24 protein-coding genes are annotated in these 15,297 nt (G+C 54.1%); 6 read left to right on the top strand and 18 right to left on the bottom strand.

The annotated features are described in order from the left end of the window. Positions 1-4 precede the first annotated feature (4 nt). The 16 genes from PGY33_RS07600 to PGY33_RS07525 form a co-directional block, all read right to left on the bottom strand. Positions 5-1,036, bottom strand: a complete 1,032-nt coding sequence (locus tag PGY33_RS07600) for a tyrosine-type recombinase/integrase (protein WP_270477964.1) — start codon at positions 1,034-1,036, stop codon at positions 5-7. Continuing rightward, the gene (locus PGY33_RS07595; protein ID WP_270477962.1) at positions 1,027-1,755 is read right to left on the bottom strand and encodes an N-6 DNA methylase; all 729 of its coding nucleotides are present in this window, start codon (positions 1,753-1,755) and stop codon (positions 1,027-1,029) included. Before PGY33_RS07595 ends, PGY33_RS07600 begins: the two co-directional genes overlap by 10 nt. Then, complete coding sequence (locus PGY33_RS07590) at positions 1,752-2,084, bottom strand: hypothetical protein (protein ID WP_270477960.1); 333 nt, start codon at positions 2,082-2,084, stop codon at positions 1,752-1,754. The genes PGY33_RS07595 and PGY33_RS07590 overlap by 4 nt, the downstream gene beginning before the upstream one ends. Then, the gene (locus tag PGY33_RS07585; protein WP_270477958.1) at positions 2,081-2,293 is read right to left on the bottom strand and encodes a hypothetical protein; all 213 of its coding nucleotides are present in this window, start codon (positions 2,291-2,293) and stop codon (positions 2,081-2,083) included. Before PGY33_RS07585 ends, PGY33_RS07590 begins: the two co-directional genes overlap by 4 nt. Next, positions 2,280-2,612, bottom strand: a complete 333-nt coding sequence (locus tag PGY33_RS07580) for a nucleoside triphosphate pyrophosphohydrolase family protein (RefSeq protein ID WP_270477957.1) — start codon at positions 2,610-2,612, stop codon at positions 2,280-2,282. Before PGY33_RS07580 ends, PGY33_RS07585 begins: the two co-directional genes overlap by 14 nt. After that, positions 2,602-3,549, bottom strand: coding sequence for a DUF4373 domain-containing protein (locus PGY33_RS07575; RefSeq protein ID WP_270478022.1), 948 nt, complete (start codon positions 3,547-3,549; stop codon positions 2,602-2,604). Before PGY33_RS07575 ends, PGY33_RS07580 begins: the two co-directional genes overlap by 11 nt. An 84-nt stretch (positions 3,550-3,633) precedes the next feature. Then, positions 3,634-4,374, bottom strand: a complete 741-nt coding sequence (locus tag PGY33_RS07570; protein WP_270477955.1) for a hypothetical protein — start codon at positions 4,372-4,374, stop codon at positions 3,634-3,636. A gap of 21 nt (positions 4,375-4,395) precedes the next feature. Beyond that, on the bottom strand, positions 4,396-4,773 hold the full coding sequence (locus PGY33_RS07565) for a hypothetical protein (protein ID WP_270417346.1): 378 nt from the start codon (positions 4,771-4,773) through the stop codon (positions 4,396-4,398). Beyond that, complete coding sequence (locus tag PGY33_RS07560; protein WP_270477954.1) at positions 4,766-5,134, bottom strand: hypothetical protein; 369 nt, start codon at positions 5,132-5,134, stop codon at positions 4,766-4,768. Before PGY33_RS07560 ends, PGY33_RS07565 begins: the two co-directional genes overlap by 8 nt. Before the next feature lie 76 nt (positions 5,135-5,210). Then, positions 5,211-5,912: an MBL fold metallo-hydrolase gene (locus PGY33_RS07555; RefSeq protein WP_270477952.1), complete on the bottom strand. Its 702-nt coding sequence runs from the start codon at positions 5,910-5,912 to the stop codon at positions 5,211-5,213. Further along, positions 5,909-6,559 carry a phage replication initiation protein, NGO0469 family gene (locus tag PGY33_RS07550; protein ID WP_270477950.1) on the bottom strand — a complete coding sequence of 217 codons (651 nt, stop codon included), beginning with the start codon at positions 6,557-6,559 and terminating at the stop codon, positions 5,909-5,911. Before PGY33_RS07550 ends, PGY33_RS07555 begins: the two co-directional genes overlap by 4 nt. Continuing rightward, a complete protein-coding gene (locus PGY33_RS07545) occupies positions 6,556-8,469 on the bottom strand; it encodes an AAA family ATPase (protein ID WP_270477948.1) in 1,914 nt (637 codons plus the stop codon). Before PGY33_RS07545 ends, PGY33_RS07550 begins: the two co-directional genes overlap by 4 nt. Before the next feature lie 71 nt (positions 8,470-8,540). Continuing rightward, a complete protein-coding gene (locus tag PGY33_RS07540) occupies positions 8,541-8,684 on the bottom strand; it encodes a hypothetical protein (protein ID WP_195386862.1) in 144 nt (47 codons plus the stop codon). Further along, positions 8,685-8,864: a hypothetical protein gene (locus tag PGY33_RS07535; protein WP_270477946.1), complete on the bottom strand. Its 180-nt coding sequence runs from the start codon at positions 8,862-8,864 to the stop codon at positions 8,685-8,687. Continuing rightward, positions 8,861-9,130, bottom strand: coding sequence for a hypothetical protein (locus tag PGY33_RS07530; RefSeq protein ID WP_270477945.1), 270 nt, complete (start codon positions 9,128-9,130; stop codon positions 8,861-8,863). Before PGY33_RS07530 ends, PGY33_RS07535 begins: the two co-directional genes overlap by 4 nt. A gap of 13 nt (positions 9,131-9,143) precedes the next feature. Next, positions 9,144-9,317 carry a hypothetical protein gene (locus tag PGY33_RS07525; protein WP_270477943.1) on the bottom strand — a complete coding sequence of 58 codons (174 nt, stop codon included), beginning with the start codon at positions 9,315-9,317 and terminating at the stop codon, positions 9,144-9,146. Between the two features lie 75 nt (positions 9,318-9,392). On the opposite strand from PGY33_RS07525, the gene PGY33_RS07520 reads away from it, so the two are divergent. The 5 genes from PGY33_RS07520 to PGY33_RS07500 all read left to right on the top strand — a co-directional run bounded on the left by PGY33_RS07520 (position 9,393) and on the right by PGY33_RS07500 (position 13,333). Beyond that, positions 9,393-9,809 carry a DUF2513 domain-containing protein gene (locus tag PGY33_RS07520; RefSeq protein ID WP_270477942.1) on the top strand — a complete coding sequence of 139 codons (417 nt, stop codon included), beginning with the start codon at positions 9,393-9,395 and terminating at the stop codon, positions 9,807-9,809. A gap of 610 nt (positions 9,810-10,419) precedes the next feature. Beyond that, on the top strand, positions 10,420-11,070 hold the full coding sequence (locus PGY33_RS07515; protein ID WP_270477941.1) for a LexA family protein: 651 nt from the start codon (positions 10,420-10,422) through the stop codon (positions 11,068-11,070). A gap of 11 nt (positions 11,071-11,081) precedes the next feature. Then, positions 11,082-11,804, top strand: coding sequence for a hypothetical protein (locus tag PGY33_RS07510; RefSeq protein WP_270477939.1), 723 nt, complete (start codon positions 11,082-11,084; stop codon positions 11,802-11,804). A gap of 40 nt (positions 11,805-11,844) precedes the next feature. After that, positions 11,845-12,093: a hypothetical protein gene (locus PGY33_RS07505; protein WP_195386858.1), complete on the top strand. Its 249-nt coding sequence runs from the start codon at positions 11,845-11,847 to the stop codon at positions 12,091-12,093. 127 nt (positions 12,094-12,220) lie between these two features. Beyond that, complete coding sequence (locus PGY33_RS07500; protein WP_270477937.1) at positions 12,221-13,333, top strand: tyrosine-type recombinase/integrase; 1,113 nt, start codon at positions 12,221-12,223, stop codon at positions 13,331-13,333. Positions 13,334-13,424: 91 nt separating this feature from the next. On the opposite strand, the gene rpsI is transcribed toward PGY33_RS07500, so the two are convergent. Beyond that, on the bottom strand, positions 13,425-13,832 hold the full coding sequence (gene rpsI / locus PGY33_RS07495) for a 30S ribosomal protein S9 (protein ID WP_110437409.1): 408 nt from the start codon (positions 13,830-13,832) through the stop codon (positions 13,425-13,427). A gap of 14 nt (positions 13,833-13,846) precedes the next feature. Further along, positions 13,847-14,275: a 50S ribosomal protein L13 gene (gene rplM / locus PGY33_RS07490; protein WP_116704844.1), complete on the bottom strand. Its 429-nt coding sequence runs from the start codon at positions 14,273-14,275 to the stop codon at positions 13,847-13,849. Positions 14,276-14,537: 262 nt separating this feature from the next. On the opposite strand from rplM, the gene PGY33_RS07485 reads away from it, so the two are divergent. Then, positions 14,538-15,272, top strand: coding sequence for a tRNA lysidine(34) synthetase (locus PGY33_RS07485; RefSeq protein ID WP_270477935.1), 735 nt, complete (start codon positions 14,538-14,540; stop codon positions 15,270-15,272). Positions 15,273-15,297 lie beyond the last annotated feature (25 nt).

Raw genomic sequence — 15,297 nt, 5'->3', positions numbered from 1 at the left:
CACCTCAAAAAACGTATTTTTCGTGTGCGATCTGAAGATCGCTCTCTCGCACATCCAAGTAAATCTGTGTCGTGGAGAGTTCTTCATGCCCGAGCATCATGGAAACCATTTCGATCGGCATACCGCGCCGCAGAGCAAATGTTGCACAAGTCCGGCGAAAACGGTGTGCATGAGCGCCCTGAACACCCGCCTTTTCAGCAACGCGCTTACACAAGCAATTCACGCTTTCGCGTGAGAAATGCCCCTCTGCGACCATATCCGGATTCCGAAACCAAGCCTCCTTGCGTGATGGCTTCGAAATGCGCCTCGGAAACAGATATTCGTTGTTATCGCTGCGTTCATTGAGATATGCATTGATCGCAACAAGCGCTCTTGCACTCAGGTATACCGTCCGCACCTTGTCGCCTTTACCAGTCACAGTAATTTTATCGCCGTTGATGTCGTCCTTTCGGATTGCACACACCTCTGCGGCGCGGCATCCGGTAGACAGCAGCGTTTCGATCATTGCTGTTTCAAATGACGTTCTGCAAGCTACACGCATTCGCTCAACTTCCATATCAGTAAACGCCGGCTCTTTTCTGCGCTTGCACTTAATAGCTTCCACGCGATCTATCGGATTTCTGGTTATAATCTCTTCTTTAGTCAAATAGGTGTAGAAGCTGGACAGAAACCGTCTAACGTCATTGCAGTATGTCTTCGTTCGTCCTTTGGTCATCAGTTGAGCGATATACACCTGTATATCCTCGCTGCGCACCTCGTCCGCATTTTTCTGGATTGTGCGCAGGAACAGCCCCACAGCTTGCAGATAAACCTCTATCGTGCGCGGACTGCGACCCGCAACCGCCTTGGCGACTGCAAATCGCTTCATCAGCACCTCATTGCGTGTTTTGCCATAGGGCACGATCGCTGTTTCCTTTGGGCGGACATCGTAATCATACAGAATGATCTCCAGCTGACTCTTGACAATCTGCAGGTCGCTGCCTGACTGTATATACACATCCAGCAATCGGTCGATCAATTTTTCTGTCAGTTGCACATCATCATCTCCCATCGTATCCGTTCACACCAGGCATCTGACAAATACAATCCCGGCATGAACCAGATGTCCTGACCTGCTTTCCGGCACGGAATGATTTTTCCCACTGCCGGGTTTGACAGTGTATCCGCAATCACTACATAACCGGCACAGCCAAGCAGGCTGAGTTGAATGTAACACATCAGCGCCGCCGTGCGGTCTACGTCCTGCCCTACGAACAACGTCTGATCCGTTCCGATGCCCGCGTGTTGCAGACTGTTTCGCGCCGCGATCAGCGTTGCACCCGCACCGCACGCACAGTCGTTCACCTTACAGTATCCGTGTTCTGCTACCTGTTCGACAGCACTTCGGATTGTTACCGACGACAGCAGCCTGCACACACTGTACGGAGTGAAAAACTGACCATGCCAATGACTGCCAAGTTCCAGCCGCATAAACATATCACCAAGGAAATCCTGTTCCGGCTGCTCTTCCAGTGCCGTCACCATTTGTGCAAACAGTTCTGCGAAAACGCTCTGTTCCGCTCTGTCGTACTGCTGCATGATCTCGTTATACTGCTTTTCGCGCTTTGCCTGCATATCACAGCGGTTTGACAACGCAATCGCAGTCAGCTGTACGAAGTCGCTCCACACCTGCCATGCACTTGTATGGCTGCATAGCTTTTGGAACGTCTGGCAGAAAGTTTTCTGTGCCTCGGTTTGAAAAGCAGGCGCTTTCATTTTGTCAGCAGCTCCTTCCGCAGCTCTTTGAGCTTGTCCGTCAGCAGGCTCTCGGCCTTGCTCCCGGCTTTCAGCTTGCCGCCCTTGTCGCAGAGATTGAAACGCGGACGGTTGACGTTATGCGTACCGCCACCCGGAAAGAAATCGTCGCCCTCGTACCAGCTGGCGGTGAAAAAGCTGCCGTCCGGCAGGTCGAGCCGATACACGTTAAGCCCGATCTCGGGCGCCTTGTGCCAGATACCCCAGTTCTGCCAGTCGGCCAGGACGGCCTTGCGCTTGCTCTCGTTGGTCAGGGCAAGAATGTCCTTACCCGTCAGTTCCAGTATCATACCTCATTGCCTCCCATCCGCAGCAGCTCCGTGATGACGCACTCCGAGCAGTGCTCGATGAGGCTGTCATGGTCCTCAATCTCTCGCGGAAATCTGCAATACTCGTCACAGAACTCCTCCGCGACCTTGTTCGCCCGCTGCTCCCAGCAGGCCGGATGAAACACGGGTGCGACCCGCACACCCTGTCCGCAGAATTTACATTTTGCCATTGTTCTCCTCCCGATTCACGCTCGCCGCCGGCGAAAAACCATCCGGATACCGCCGTTCCAGCTTCTCGATGTTTGCCTGCATGATGTACTCCAACGGCACGTTCATCAGTTCAGCCATCAAAGTCACATACCACAGCACGTCGCCCAGCTCCTCGATGATCTTGGACGGCTGCCACGGATGCCCCTGATACATACACTTCTTGACTTCATCGGCTACCTCGCCAGCCTCGCCGGTCAGGCCGAGAGCGGCATTTGCCGTGTTATAGCACTTCGGCGTCACTGTACGCATGGCCTTGCGCTGATATTCTTTAATCGTCATTGCTGTTCTCCTTACTGCGGTTCATAACCCGTTTTTTCCATTCCCGCTCCCAGTCCGAAAGCTGCGAATCGTCCTGCTGCCGCTCAGTACCACCGATGTTCGTCGGGCTGAGATAGCCGCTCGAATCCTCCTGCTTTGGTCTGCTCTGCTCCTTCGACCTGGACAGGTCCGCCGCCGTCAGCACGCCGTTTTTCAGCCGCTCACGCAGTACGGTCATAAAGTACGGCACATAACCGCGGCTGTCGCTCTTGGCGTGGCCGACTGCATAATGCGCAGTAGCGGTTATCACCTCATCGGTCATTCCTAATGACCTCATCTTGGCGATAGCAGAGCGGTTGGCCTTGTTCAGCCGTTCACCTAAAATTCCCTCCACGTCACTGTGTAGTAGAGTAGAATTACTATCTATATTCCTATCTTTTTCTTTTACTTTACTATGTGTACTTTCGTCAGAGGGAAACTGGGGTTTCTCGCTTGTGAAACCGGGGTTTCCCTCGCGGGAAATGAATTTTTGCAGCAAAACACTGCGAGAGCTGATCTCCCGCATTTCCTGCTCGGTCAGAAGCCACAATTCCCACTTTACCTCCGGATTGGTTCGTCCGGCAGTCGCAAAATAGTAGTGCTCCTGGATTCTGTGCGAGGTGATAATGCCCTGCTGGAACAGGTCGCCGTCGAAAAGCCCGTGCGCCGCCAGACAGTCTATCATCTCTGCAATTTTTTCTGCGTCCGGCTCATAGCGTCCGGACAATACTTCGCTTTTAATGGACCAGATCACGCCGTCACGGTCGCTATCGCCGTAGGCTAAATAATAGCCTTTGTCGCGGTACGCCATCACCAGCAGTTGTAAGTACACCACGATCGCCGCCGCGCCGTACTTGCGCCGTGCGGTAATCAGCTTCGGGTCGCTCATCAGTCCAATGTCGTGACGGAAATAATCCAGTCCGTCCTTGGTCGGTCTGCCCGTAGTATCACCTCCGGTTTTCAGGGCAGGAAGGGCGGGGTTGCCGCCCTGTGCCTTGCCTGCTTACGCCAGAATGATAACGTCCTCGCGGAGCTCCTGCGGAATGTGATGCTCGAACCAGTCGCGGATATTTGCGATAGCCTCACGCTTCCATGCATCCGCGTCAGCCGCAAAGAGCGCCGCCTGCACCTCATCGCCGGTCTGGCGAATACGGAACACGAACGGACTTTTCGGCTGCTCAACCTCGGTAAAGGTGCGGTACGGCGCCAGTACAACCGGGTTCGGCACGCTCACCTGCTTCACAAGAGAAATACCGCTGCGGGCCGTCACGCGCTGCGTCATGCCGTCATCCGCCAGCGATACGCCGTTCTCGGTCGTTACCGTGCTGATGAGCTGCACCAACGTGTCGCGGACTTCGGTCGGCACGAAATGCGTCTGCATATTGATGATGAACTCCTCCACGCCCAGCCAGCGGCCAAACGGGAACGTCGGTGCGGACAGCTCGGCTTCCAGCAAGCACTCACGCGCCTTGTCGCTGTTCAGCTCGCGGTACAGGTACACGCGGTCGTAATCCGCAACATGGATAACGAAGCGGCGGCCGATGCTGTCCTCATCCTCGGCACATTCATCTGCGCCGCTCTCAATGTAGTCGCGCACCGCCGAAAGCGTATGTACCGCCAGCGGCGATGCCGTCAGCTCGTTCGGAATGCGGTGCAGCGTGCGGTCTGCATAGTGGCTGCCATTGCGGAACTCCAGATGCGGAGCCGAAAGGTTTACGATATATTCCAGTGCTTCCTTGATCATTTTGAATATCCTCCTATTGATTTACGCCAGCTTGACGACCTTGGGTTCGGTGTCAACGGACGGGTCGAACGACTGCTGACCGGGCACCTGCGGCGTGTACTCCATAACGATGGGTTCTGCGTCCGTGCCGCCGAGCAGCAGTGCGCCGTCGATTGGCTTGACCGGAACCAGCTTGCTGCTCACCTCTGCGCGAACCGCCACGCTGTCGCGGTTCTCGGTCGGCACGATGGACAGCTTGATGGTCAGCGTGCGTGCCTTCTTTGCCTCGGTATTCAGGTCGCGGCAGTTCTTCATAATGCGCGACAGCTCATACGCCGCGCGTTCGCCAATCGCACCGTTCATCATGTCCAGAATACCGATTTCCTTGATTTCTCCGGTGGCGTTGTAATTCTCACTCATGGTTATACCTCTTTCTCATTTCGCGCTTGTAGAAGCACATCAGGCTGTCCACGACCTCGCCGTTTGTCAGCTGCCAGCGTTCGGCGTAACGCGCGATCGCGGCAGCGGTACGGCTGTCAACCGTCAGGCTGATCGTCCACTTTTCGCCCGAACCGCCGGACGCTTTGGGCTGCTCCGGCTCGGTTTCCGGCAACGTTTTGGGCTCAGGCTGCGGCACGCTGTCCGGTACGATGTACTCCGTCACCAGCATTTTGCTGTGGCAGCCGCCGCAGATACCGACCTGTGTGCGCTTGCCGGTGTAGCGAATGTCTGCGCGTTTCTGCATTGCCTGTGCGCAACCCAGGCATAATTTCTTTCGCATGGTTTTGCTCCTCATCTATCATGTGAATCGCCCGAAAAAATTGACCTCAAACGGTCAACTCCGGGAAAAAAATTTTTCATTCCGGGCAAATCCGAATGGTGATACCCGGAAACTCCCTTTCAAACCGCCGCTGCCATGCCTCTGCCCTGCTGTTGCCGGCGGACAGGTGCAGTAGCCAGATGGTGAGTACACCACTGAGATCCTGCTTGTGCAGCCATTTGATAACGTCATTCACCTCGAAATGACTGTGCCGAATGCGCTCCTTGAGCAACGAGGGAATGCGGTCGCTGCGGTCCAGCAGGCGCTCCTCGTAGTTGCACTCAACCGCGATGTAGGTCAGCTTATCGGCGGTGACGCCCAGATTCGCGGTATCCACCGCCCAGAGCAGGCGTTCCTTGGTGCGGCCGTCCTCGATGAGAAACCCGAGCGGCTCGTCCGTGTTGTGGAACGTGCGGAACGGCACGACCGTCAGGTGCCCGAACCGCAGCACGTCACCCGCTTTGATGAGGTTTGCCGCGTCCATTGCGTCCTTGTGGGCGGCGGCGGTGCCCTCGCTCATGTAGACCGGAACGCCGCTTTTCAGCAGCTGTGCAGCGGCTTTCGCGTGGTCTTGGTGCTCATGCGACACCAAACAGGCGGTAATGCCCGCCACGCCGTAGCCGAGCCGCTTTTGCAGCTCCTTGAACGTCAGTCCGCACTCCAACAGCAGCGTGGTTTCGCCGTCCGATACCACGTAGGCGTTGCCGTGGGAGCTGCTCGCCAGTGATGTAAACGTCAAATCGGGCACGCTCCTTTGCTGTCAGGCGGCGTTTCCGGTTCTTCGGGCGGAATATCGACCTTTTCCTCGGGCGCGTTGTCCGCGAACTGCGTGGACTTGCGGATGATGTCCTGCACCCACTCAGGCAGCTTGCCGAGCACCTCCATGTCCGGATCGTCCGCATCGAACACGAGAATTTCGCTCTCCGGCTGCGGCGCCGGAAGGCCTTTCGGGAAACCGGTGACCGCCTCGATGCGGTTGTACTTGCTACCGTCATCCTTTTCAACGACGGTCACGCTCAGCATTGCCGGAACGCCTGCCATCTGCATCAGATCAAAGCCATCACCGGCCGGATCCAATTCTGCATCGGTCAGTGCCTTGCCGCGCCATGCGGTCAGCATCTGGAATAGCGCCGCACGCTCATGCAGCGATACCGTAAACCGGCGGGACGACAGCCAGCGCGGCTTGTCCTCGCCGTCCACCTCCACGCGCTCGCTCGGTATCTCAAAGATGAACATACATTCCTCGGCGTACTTGCCCTGCTTCTGCTTCTCGAACTGCTTGTACTGCTGACCGAGGTCAACCACAGCAACGCAAACACCCATATAAGTGCCGCCGTCCATCGGCGGAATGCTGCTCGCCGCCTTGCGCTTTGCCTTCAAACTCATTCGATTCTCAACTCCTTGTCTGCTTCAGAAACCACCAGCCGCACGACCTGCGAGCCGATTTCCTGTAAGTGCGTCACCGATTCCGCGTTGTCCACGAAAAGCGGTACGCGCACGCCGTAGAACTCGCTCAGCGTGTCGATAATGTCCATGCCGATATTGATTTTCATGGCGTTGTTCGTACCCTCGAACGCTGTCCCGTTGCTGTCCATCGGCTCACAGCAATCCGCCAGACCACCGTTGACCTGCTCAGTGAACAGCTGCCAGCGCGTCAGGCGGAACCGGCTGTTGACGCTCTCGGTAATGGCCTGCACGCGGTAGCGCGTGAACTCCTCGCACATGGCGATGAGCCTGTCCATCTGCTCGACCTCGGCGGCGGCAGTGCGCTGCTCGGCCTGCAATTCAGCAATGCGGCGGCGCGTATCAGCGAGCGTCAGCTCCTTGGCAAGAACGGCATCGCTTTCCAGCTTGCGGCGCGTCAGCTCGGCGTGCTCGATTTCCAGACGGGTCTTTTCCGCAGCGGTGTCGCTGTTCAATCGGTCGAGCCGCTTTTCCGTATCCGTGATGAGCATCTGGATGGCGTTCCTGCGGCGGTCGTAGTCCGGCAGGTTCTCCGGTTCTGTGATGACCGGCGGCGTGTAGCTGTCAAGGGCGATCTGCGCTTTCTGCATCTCGTTCTGTGCGGATTTCAGTGCAGTTTCCGCATTTGCAAGGCGTTCCTGTGCTGCTGCAATGCCCCGCTTGACAAACTTGCTGTCCTCAAGGAGCGTGTCCTTGCGCTGCTGCTGATGGGCGGCAAAGGCTTCGCGCGCCTCGGCAACCTGCTCTGCCGGTAACGGCTGATGACAGGTCGGGCAGATGGTTTCCGTGAACTCCTCGGCGTCGATGGCACGCCAGCGTGCGCGGTAGTCGTTCAGGCAGTTTTCGCCGGTGGTGATGTAGTCGGTTTCCCGTGCGACAGTGCGCGTCAGGCGATCGGCTTCGCATTTTGCGCGGTCAAGCGCGGCGGTCAGTACCGGCGTTTCGTCCTCCACCGGCACGCGCTGGCTGGCAAGATGGGCGTTGTTTTCGGTTTCCAGCTCACGGAGCTGGTTTTGCAGGGCACCTAGCTCGTTGCGTGCCTGTGCGGCAAGGGTGTTGTTCGTGAGCTTCACCAGCTCACCCTGCACCCGTTCGCGCTCGGCCTGCAAACGGTCGCTTTCGCTGTGCGCCGCCGCGAAGTCAAGGCTTTCCAGCTCCGTCACCATGCGGCTGCACTCGTCCACGCGAACCGGCAAGGTGTTGAGGTTTGCGTTCATGTCCTTGCGCTGCTTCATCAGCACGGACTTGTATTCATCCACTGTCCGGCTGCCGACTTTCTCGGTCAGCTCGGCAAACTGCGGTGCCGTGGAAAGCAGCTGCTTGTCCTCCGGCAGACCGCAGATCTCAGCGAGCAGCGTGCGGCGGTCCTTCCAGTGCATCTTGCTCGTCACCGCCCAGACATCGGTCAGCAGCTTGAAGCGGTTTTCGTCGATCAGCTCCGCGATCCGGCGCTTGTACTCGTTCTCGGCGAGCGGCACATCGTCGATGTAATAGTCGCGCGTGTCACCGGCGTAGCGCTCGATGGACGAACCGCGCGGCTTCTCCCACTTCTCGCGGAGCACCTTGCGGAGTTTGATCGGCTCACCGTCCACCTCCAGAATGGCGGTCACCTCGGGCATCGTGCCTGCCGGTGCACCAGTCGGCTTGACGGCCGGGCGGCTGTGGCCTGCGCTGTCCTTGTCGAAAAGCAGCCACGTCAGCGCATCATAAACGCTGGTTTTGCCTGCGGCATTGGCACCGAACAGGCTATTCACGCCCTCATGAAAGTCGAGGTGCAGCTTGGGAAAGCACTTGAAGTGCACCAAGTCCAAAGATTTCAGTTCAATTTTCATTGACTTCCCGCCTCCTTGCGGGTATTATGTAAGTGTAATCTTTCATATGCCGCTGTTGGAATTGCCGTTCCTCAGCGGCGTTTTTCTGTTTTCACACCGATTTTTCTCGCTTGCGGCTGTAAAACCGGCTTGATTTCGCATTTTGCTGCATCTGACACGCGAGCGTCCGATGCCATCTGCGACAGAATATCGGATTCTTTCTTCTTCGTCCACATTCAGTTTCCCTCGTAGTAATGCTTAACAAGACTGCGCACGCTGATAAGCATAACGCTCAACAACAGTGCTGCCAGAACTGTATAACCGCCCATCGGCAGCTTGTCCATTTCAGCGTAGCCGCTGGCAGACAGCAGGCCGAGGAACGACAGGCCGGCAATGACTCCGTTGATGCGATTCATGGTGTCACTTCCTCTCGAAATCCAGCTGATTGCGTTACCCAGAGGTAAAACGTCAGCGTAGGGATAAAGAACGCGCGGTTATGTGCGTTTTTCTTGAGCCAACCGAGCCCGAACGGACAGGAACCGTGCTCCAGACAGGCTCTCAGGCTTTCGCCTGCCATGCCGAGAAACGCCGCGCATTCGTCGATTGGGATCTTCTGCGGGTACTTCTCGCACAGCCGTTCCAGCTCGGACAGCTTGGCCGTGATGGCAATCGGGGTTGTCATGGCGTTCACCTCCCTATGTAATAAGGTTTGCGACGGTGCAGCCGATACACAGCACGACTGCCATCGTGATACACAGTGCCGCGCCGATCTTGTCAATGTGCTGACCGAACAGGCGGTACTTGAGCAGATACACCTGCGACAGGATCAACGCCGCCCAGCCGGCGACTTCGGCGGAAATGTGGGTCATGGGGTTCACCTCACTTTCGGGGTAGTCTCCTTGTCCTCTCCTATGCTATACTGGGAGCGGAAAGGAGGTTTGCATTTGAAGTTACACATTGATTTGTTTCGTGGAATTCTTCTGTATCTGGAGGAACAGAATTATTACATTACCCGTGATGACGGTGATGTTGAAGGTGAACCTGTATGGTTTGGCAATATCGTTCAGGCATTTCCTTCGTACAGCCCAGCCGAGATTTACTATGCGCTTAAAAATCTCGAACAGGCTGGTCTTATCAACTTAACATCGTGCCGAGCAGATAATGCTGTCAGCCGATGTTATGTCAACTTCATCACATTCCAAGGACATGAATTCTTATCCTCTATCAAAAACGAAGAACGCTGGTCAGGAATCAAAAAGATCATTCCATCAGTCCGCGATTTTTCGCTTGAAGCTGTCAAAGCGATTGCCGAGGGCATGACAGCCTGCGCGATCAGCGCTTATTTCCAGAAAAACACTTGAAGATTTCTTCTACCACGAACCGAGTGCCTTGCCTTAACTCTGCGCGAGTTGGAGGCGGGCACTTTTTTTCGAGCAGATACCACGCCAGTACACGCGCGCTGATATATTGGCATAACCAGCCCACAGCACAGGCAGCGGTAGAAAAAAGCAATACTGCGGTCATGGGTTCACCTCCGATCAATGCTCTGTACGTTCTTTCTATATCGCATTTATGCGACTATTGAGCTAAAAAAATTTGGATTGCCTCCTCATTGCTCAACATTAGTACGTCGCACAGTTTGTGCATCTCTTCGACCGAAAAATCAAGTGCCGAACTTTTCATCTTTCGAGAAAAAGTACTCCGATCCATTCCGATCTGTGCTGCAACGCCTTCTTGAGTTAGGCCGTTTGCTACGATTTTCCCTCGAAGCATATCTGTATTTACTCTCAAAGTCATCACCTCCGTCCAGTATCGCATTATTGCGACTTTGTGGTTTTATAGTACCATCTTTTACCCAAGATGTCAACTGCATTTTCGCAATTATGCGATTCTATTTTGTTCTATTGCAAATTCGTGTTGCATTTTTGCTATACGCATGATATAGTAAGAAGTATCAAGGAGGTGGCTGTATTGACTACTGGTGATCGTATGAAAGCACGCCGCAAAGAATTAAAATTAAGTGCAGAAGATGTTGCAACAGCGCTGAACGTTTCTCGCGCGACAATCTTTCGTTATGAAAAAGGTGATATAGAGAAACTCCCTGGTACATCTCTCGAACCTTTAGCAAAAGTTTTACAAACGACAGTGGCTTATCTCATGGGTTGGAGCGACGAATCCTCCCCTGCTGGTGTAACACCAAGCAGCGCCAATCTTGTCACAATCCACTATGCAGGCCCGGTAGCAGCACACTTTAACGCAACCTCTACCGATGTTTATGAACAGCGAACCATACCTGCTGAGTGGATTGGACGGCGCAGACCTGAAGATTTCTTTCTGGCCACGGTCAGCGGCGACAGTATGTACCCGCAGTTCCAGGACGGCGACGAAATCCTGTGCCTGCGATGCAGCGACATGGGCATTTCCGGTCGGATCGGCATTATGCTGCTGGGCGGCGATGAAGCCACTGTCAAGCGTATCGAATATAAGCCAGGCGAGGATTGGATCGATCTTATTCCCATCAATCCAGAATTCAAGCCGAGGCGTATCGAAGGTGTAGACCTGGAACAGTGCCGTGTTGTTGGCCGTGTTATCAAAGTCATTCGCACCGTAGATCAAATCTGAGGAGGACGAATATGAAAAAGCGAATATTGGCATCAATATTTTTCTGTCTGATGGTGCTATCCCTCACTGCTTGTAACAGCAATATCCCGAACGATACTAAACAGTCGGATGCGACTGCTGACGATACCAACAATGTATTTACTTCTACAGATACGAATTCTGAATTTACCCCGCTTGACATTGCAGAATCCGGTTATACGATGATAGAAGGCGGTTTCCTGTACTGCTCAGTCAAGGTTCATAACCCCAACACTGACTTAGCGGTTCTTTATCCAACTGTCCGCATTACTGCACGAGATTCCAGTGGCACATTGCTTGGCACTCAGGATCAGACACTCTCTACCATCTATCCCCAACAGGACTTCTGGTATTCTGGGCAGCTTCTCCAAGTAGATGAAGCGCCTTCTTCTGTAGAATTCACTATCGTGCAGCCTGATGACTATAATATCGTTTCCACCGCTACTCTGGAACAGTCTACGTTTACTCCTCTATTAGTTGAAAGCGTAGCTATGCACAGCGAACGCTTGGTTGGAGAAGTCGTAAACAAGAATGACTTTGACCTTGATATGATTGTTGTTGCAGCAGTATTCCGAAACGAAGACGGCGACATTATCGGCGGCGAATCTACTTTTGTCGATAAACTCCCCTCTTCTGGCAGTGTTCCGTTTGATATGCCGATTCATTCTGAATTTGCAAACTGCAATTATGAAGTATACGCCAATGGTTGGGCGTAATGCCTACCTCTACCTCTTATTAAATCAAAAGGAGTATTCTATGGGAAAAATCAGAAAGACATTTAAGATTCTTACAGAAAAGGATGACAAAAAACGCTATAAGAAGATAAAGTCGCTTAAAGAAAGTGATCTTGTTGATCTACTTGATGTGTGCATTCGCAGTATGCAGCAACATAATATTTCCGTCTCCCAGATGATTCCCTCGCATAAAATACCAAGTGACGCCAATGAGAACATAATATCTATATCTGACCAAGAAGATAAGATTGCGGCGTCTACATCTAACTAAGCTAAGAAAAAAATCCCGCCCCGGTGCTACCAACACCAGAGCGGGACATGGGGTACTGATAAACCTACCAAGCCATCAGTACCCCTATTTTACCATACTTTTTTACGGTAAGAAAGGGGTTATTTTTATGCCGAGAAAAAAACCTACACGCAAGGACAACCGCTACGAATACAAGATCACGCTCGGCCGCGACATTCACGGCAAGCCGCTGCGCAAATCCTTTTACAGCACGGTCAGCCTTGCCGATGCGAAAAAGAAAGCCGAGGAATTCCGTGTGGCCTCCGAGGTATCCGCACGGACCGGCGAAGCATTCGTCCGGAAAAGCTACAACTTTTCCCAGTGGGCGCGCAAGTGGCTCAAGACCTACAAGCAGCCGTTTGTCAGCCCCAATACGCTCCAGACCTATGAGGAGATCGTGCGGCTGTATCTGGAGCCGTACTTCGGCAGTGTCGATCTGACCGATGTGCGGCCGGTCGATGTACAGACGTTCGCCGCCATGCACAAGGGTCTGTCCGCATCGCATCTGAAGAAGATCCGTCTGTGCCTGGTGGACATCTTTGAAACGGCTATCGAGAACGACTTGTGTTACAAGAATCCGGCAAAGCGCGTGCAGTTCAGCAGTTCGGCGCACAAGCGCGTCAAGCGTGTGCTGACCGAAAAGCAGATCGCCATTGTGCGCGAGGAAGCACTCGAGGCGTTTCCCGCTGCTGCACTCCTGCTCGATACCGGTATGCGCCGCGGCGAGCTGCTGGGGACCATGTGGACGGACTTCGTGCTCGAACCGGGCAACGGCTCGCTGCACATTCAGCGCACCGTCGTTTCCGAGGTCGGCGTGCTCAAGCTGGCCGCGCCGAAGAAAAACAGCTTCCGCACCATTCCAATCTCGGACAAGTGTATCGCCCTGGTGCAGTCGCTGCCGCATGACAGCCTGTACCTGTTTCCCTCGCAGACCGGCGGTCTGCAGGATACCGACCACTTTTCTCAGCGGCTCAAGAAGTTCATGACCGGCGTGCACGAGCGGCACCCTGACATTCCGGTGCTCACCTCGCACGAGATGCGCCACACCTACGGCACCAGCCTGCGCCGGAACGGTGTGGACATCTACACGATCCAGAAGATCCTCGGCCACAAGGACATTCAGGTCACCGCCGAGATCTACGTCCACAACGAACTGGAGGAACTCCGTGCAGCCGTATTCCGCAAAAAGACAGACGACGACCGTAAGGAAACCATGTCGTAAACGCTCCCCCGTGTCGTCAGAATGTCGTCAGAAAAATCTAAGTGCATAAAAAAATACCACCGAACAGTAGTTTCGGTGGTATTTTGCTTGTTTAGCGCTTGGAGAACTGCGGTGCACGACGTGCAGCCTTCAGACCGTACTTCTTACGTTCCTTCATACGCGGATCGCGGGTCAGGAAGCCAGCAGCCTTCAGAGCTGCGCGGTACTGGTCGGAATCAGCCTGCAGCAGAGCACGAGCGATGCCGTGACGGATTGCGCCAGCCTGGCCGGTGAAGCCGCCGCCGGTTACGGTGCACTCTACGTCGAACTTGCCTTCGGTGCCGGTTACTTCGAACGGCTGACGGCAAACCATCTTCAGGGTCTCAAGACCGAAGTAGTTGTCGATGGTGCGGTTGTTGATCTTGATCTCACCGGTGCCGCCCGGGAAAAGACGAACGCGGGCAACAGAGGACTTTCTTCTGCCGGTGCCATAGAAATATGCCTTCTTAGGTGTATACATCAGTTAATCCTCCCTTACTTTTCCCAGTTCTCGGGCTTCTGAGCCTGATGATTGTGGTTCTCGCCAGCAAATACCTTCAGACGGGTAGCGGACTGACGGCCGATGGAATTCTTCGGCAGCATGCCCTTAACTGCGAGCTGCATAGCGAACTCCGGCTTCTCAGCCATCAGGGTCTTGTACTGAACTTCCTTCAGACCGCCGACCCAGCCGGTGTGATGACGATAGTACTTCTGGGTGAGCTTCTTACCGGTCAGAACCGCCTTGTCAGCGTTGACGATGATTACGAAATCGCCGCAGTCAACATGGGGAGTGAACGTGGTCTTGTGCTTGCCGCGAAGCAGCATTGCAGCGGTTGCAGCAGTACGGCCCAGCGGCTTGCCAGCTGCGTCCAGTACATACCACTTACGCTCGACATTTTCTGCCTTAGCCATAAAAGTAGACATGGTTTTTTCCTCCGTTTATATATATCAAAAATACTTTGACAACTGATTGATCGCTCGAAACGAGCATATTTATTAAAACACATCATTTTGCGCAAGTCAAGCGAAATTTTAAAAAAATATCTGCAATCCAATACATTCTCTTGTTTTCTCTTTTAATCTCTCTCATACTCCCGAATACTCACTTTGCATTTCATTTTTTGCATTTGCGATTTTTGACGTTTTCTGATAAATTTTAATATGTACGATCAAAAAGGAGACTGTTATGCAGAAAATGCTTTCCTATGTCCGCCGTGCGGTGGACCATTACCATATGATAGATGAGGACGACAGGATTGCGGTCGGCGTTTCCGGCGGCAAGGACTCGCTCGCGCTGCTCGTGGCGCTCAGCCAGCTGAGCCGCTTTTATCCGCACCATTTTACAGTCGTGGCTATTACATTGGAGATGGGCTATGATGAGATGGACTTCTCCCCTGTGCAGACGCTGTGCGACAAGCTGGGCGTCGAGTACATCCGCGTCCCCACCCAGATTGGCCCTATCGTGTTTGATATCCGCCACGAAGAAAACCCCTGCTCGCTCTGTGCCAAGCTGCGCCGCGGCGCTCTGCACGATGCCGCCCGCAAGGCAGGCTGCAGCAAGGTTGCGCTCGGCCATCACTTTGACGATGTAGTCGAGACCTACATGCTTTCCTTATTTTATGAAGGCCGCATTTCGTGCTTTTCGCCGGTAACCTACCTCGACCGCGCCGACATCACGCTCATTCGTCCGCTGCTGTATGTGCCGGAGCATTATGTGCGCTCGTTCGCCAAACGGCACGAGCTGCCTATCGTGCACAATCCGTGTCCGGCGGACGGCAACACCAAGCGACAGGAGATCAAGGATTTGCTGAAAAGTCTCGAAAAGACCATGCCCGGTGTACGCGAGCGCATTTTCGGCGCCATGCAGCGCTACCCGCTCGAGGGTTGGGAACCCGACAAGACCCGCCGCGATTACAAATGATCTGTTCCCTTTATAAAAAGAAAGG

Source organism: Butyricicoccus sp. AF18-9LB, from assembly GCF_027684505.1.
In the GTDB taxonomy this organism is placed as follows: Bacteria; Bacillota; Clostridia; order Oscillospirales; family Butyricicoccaceae; genus Agathobaculum; species Agathobaculum butyriciproducens.
This window is presented reverse-complemented; position numbering and strand designations above follow the sequence as displayed.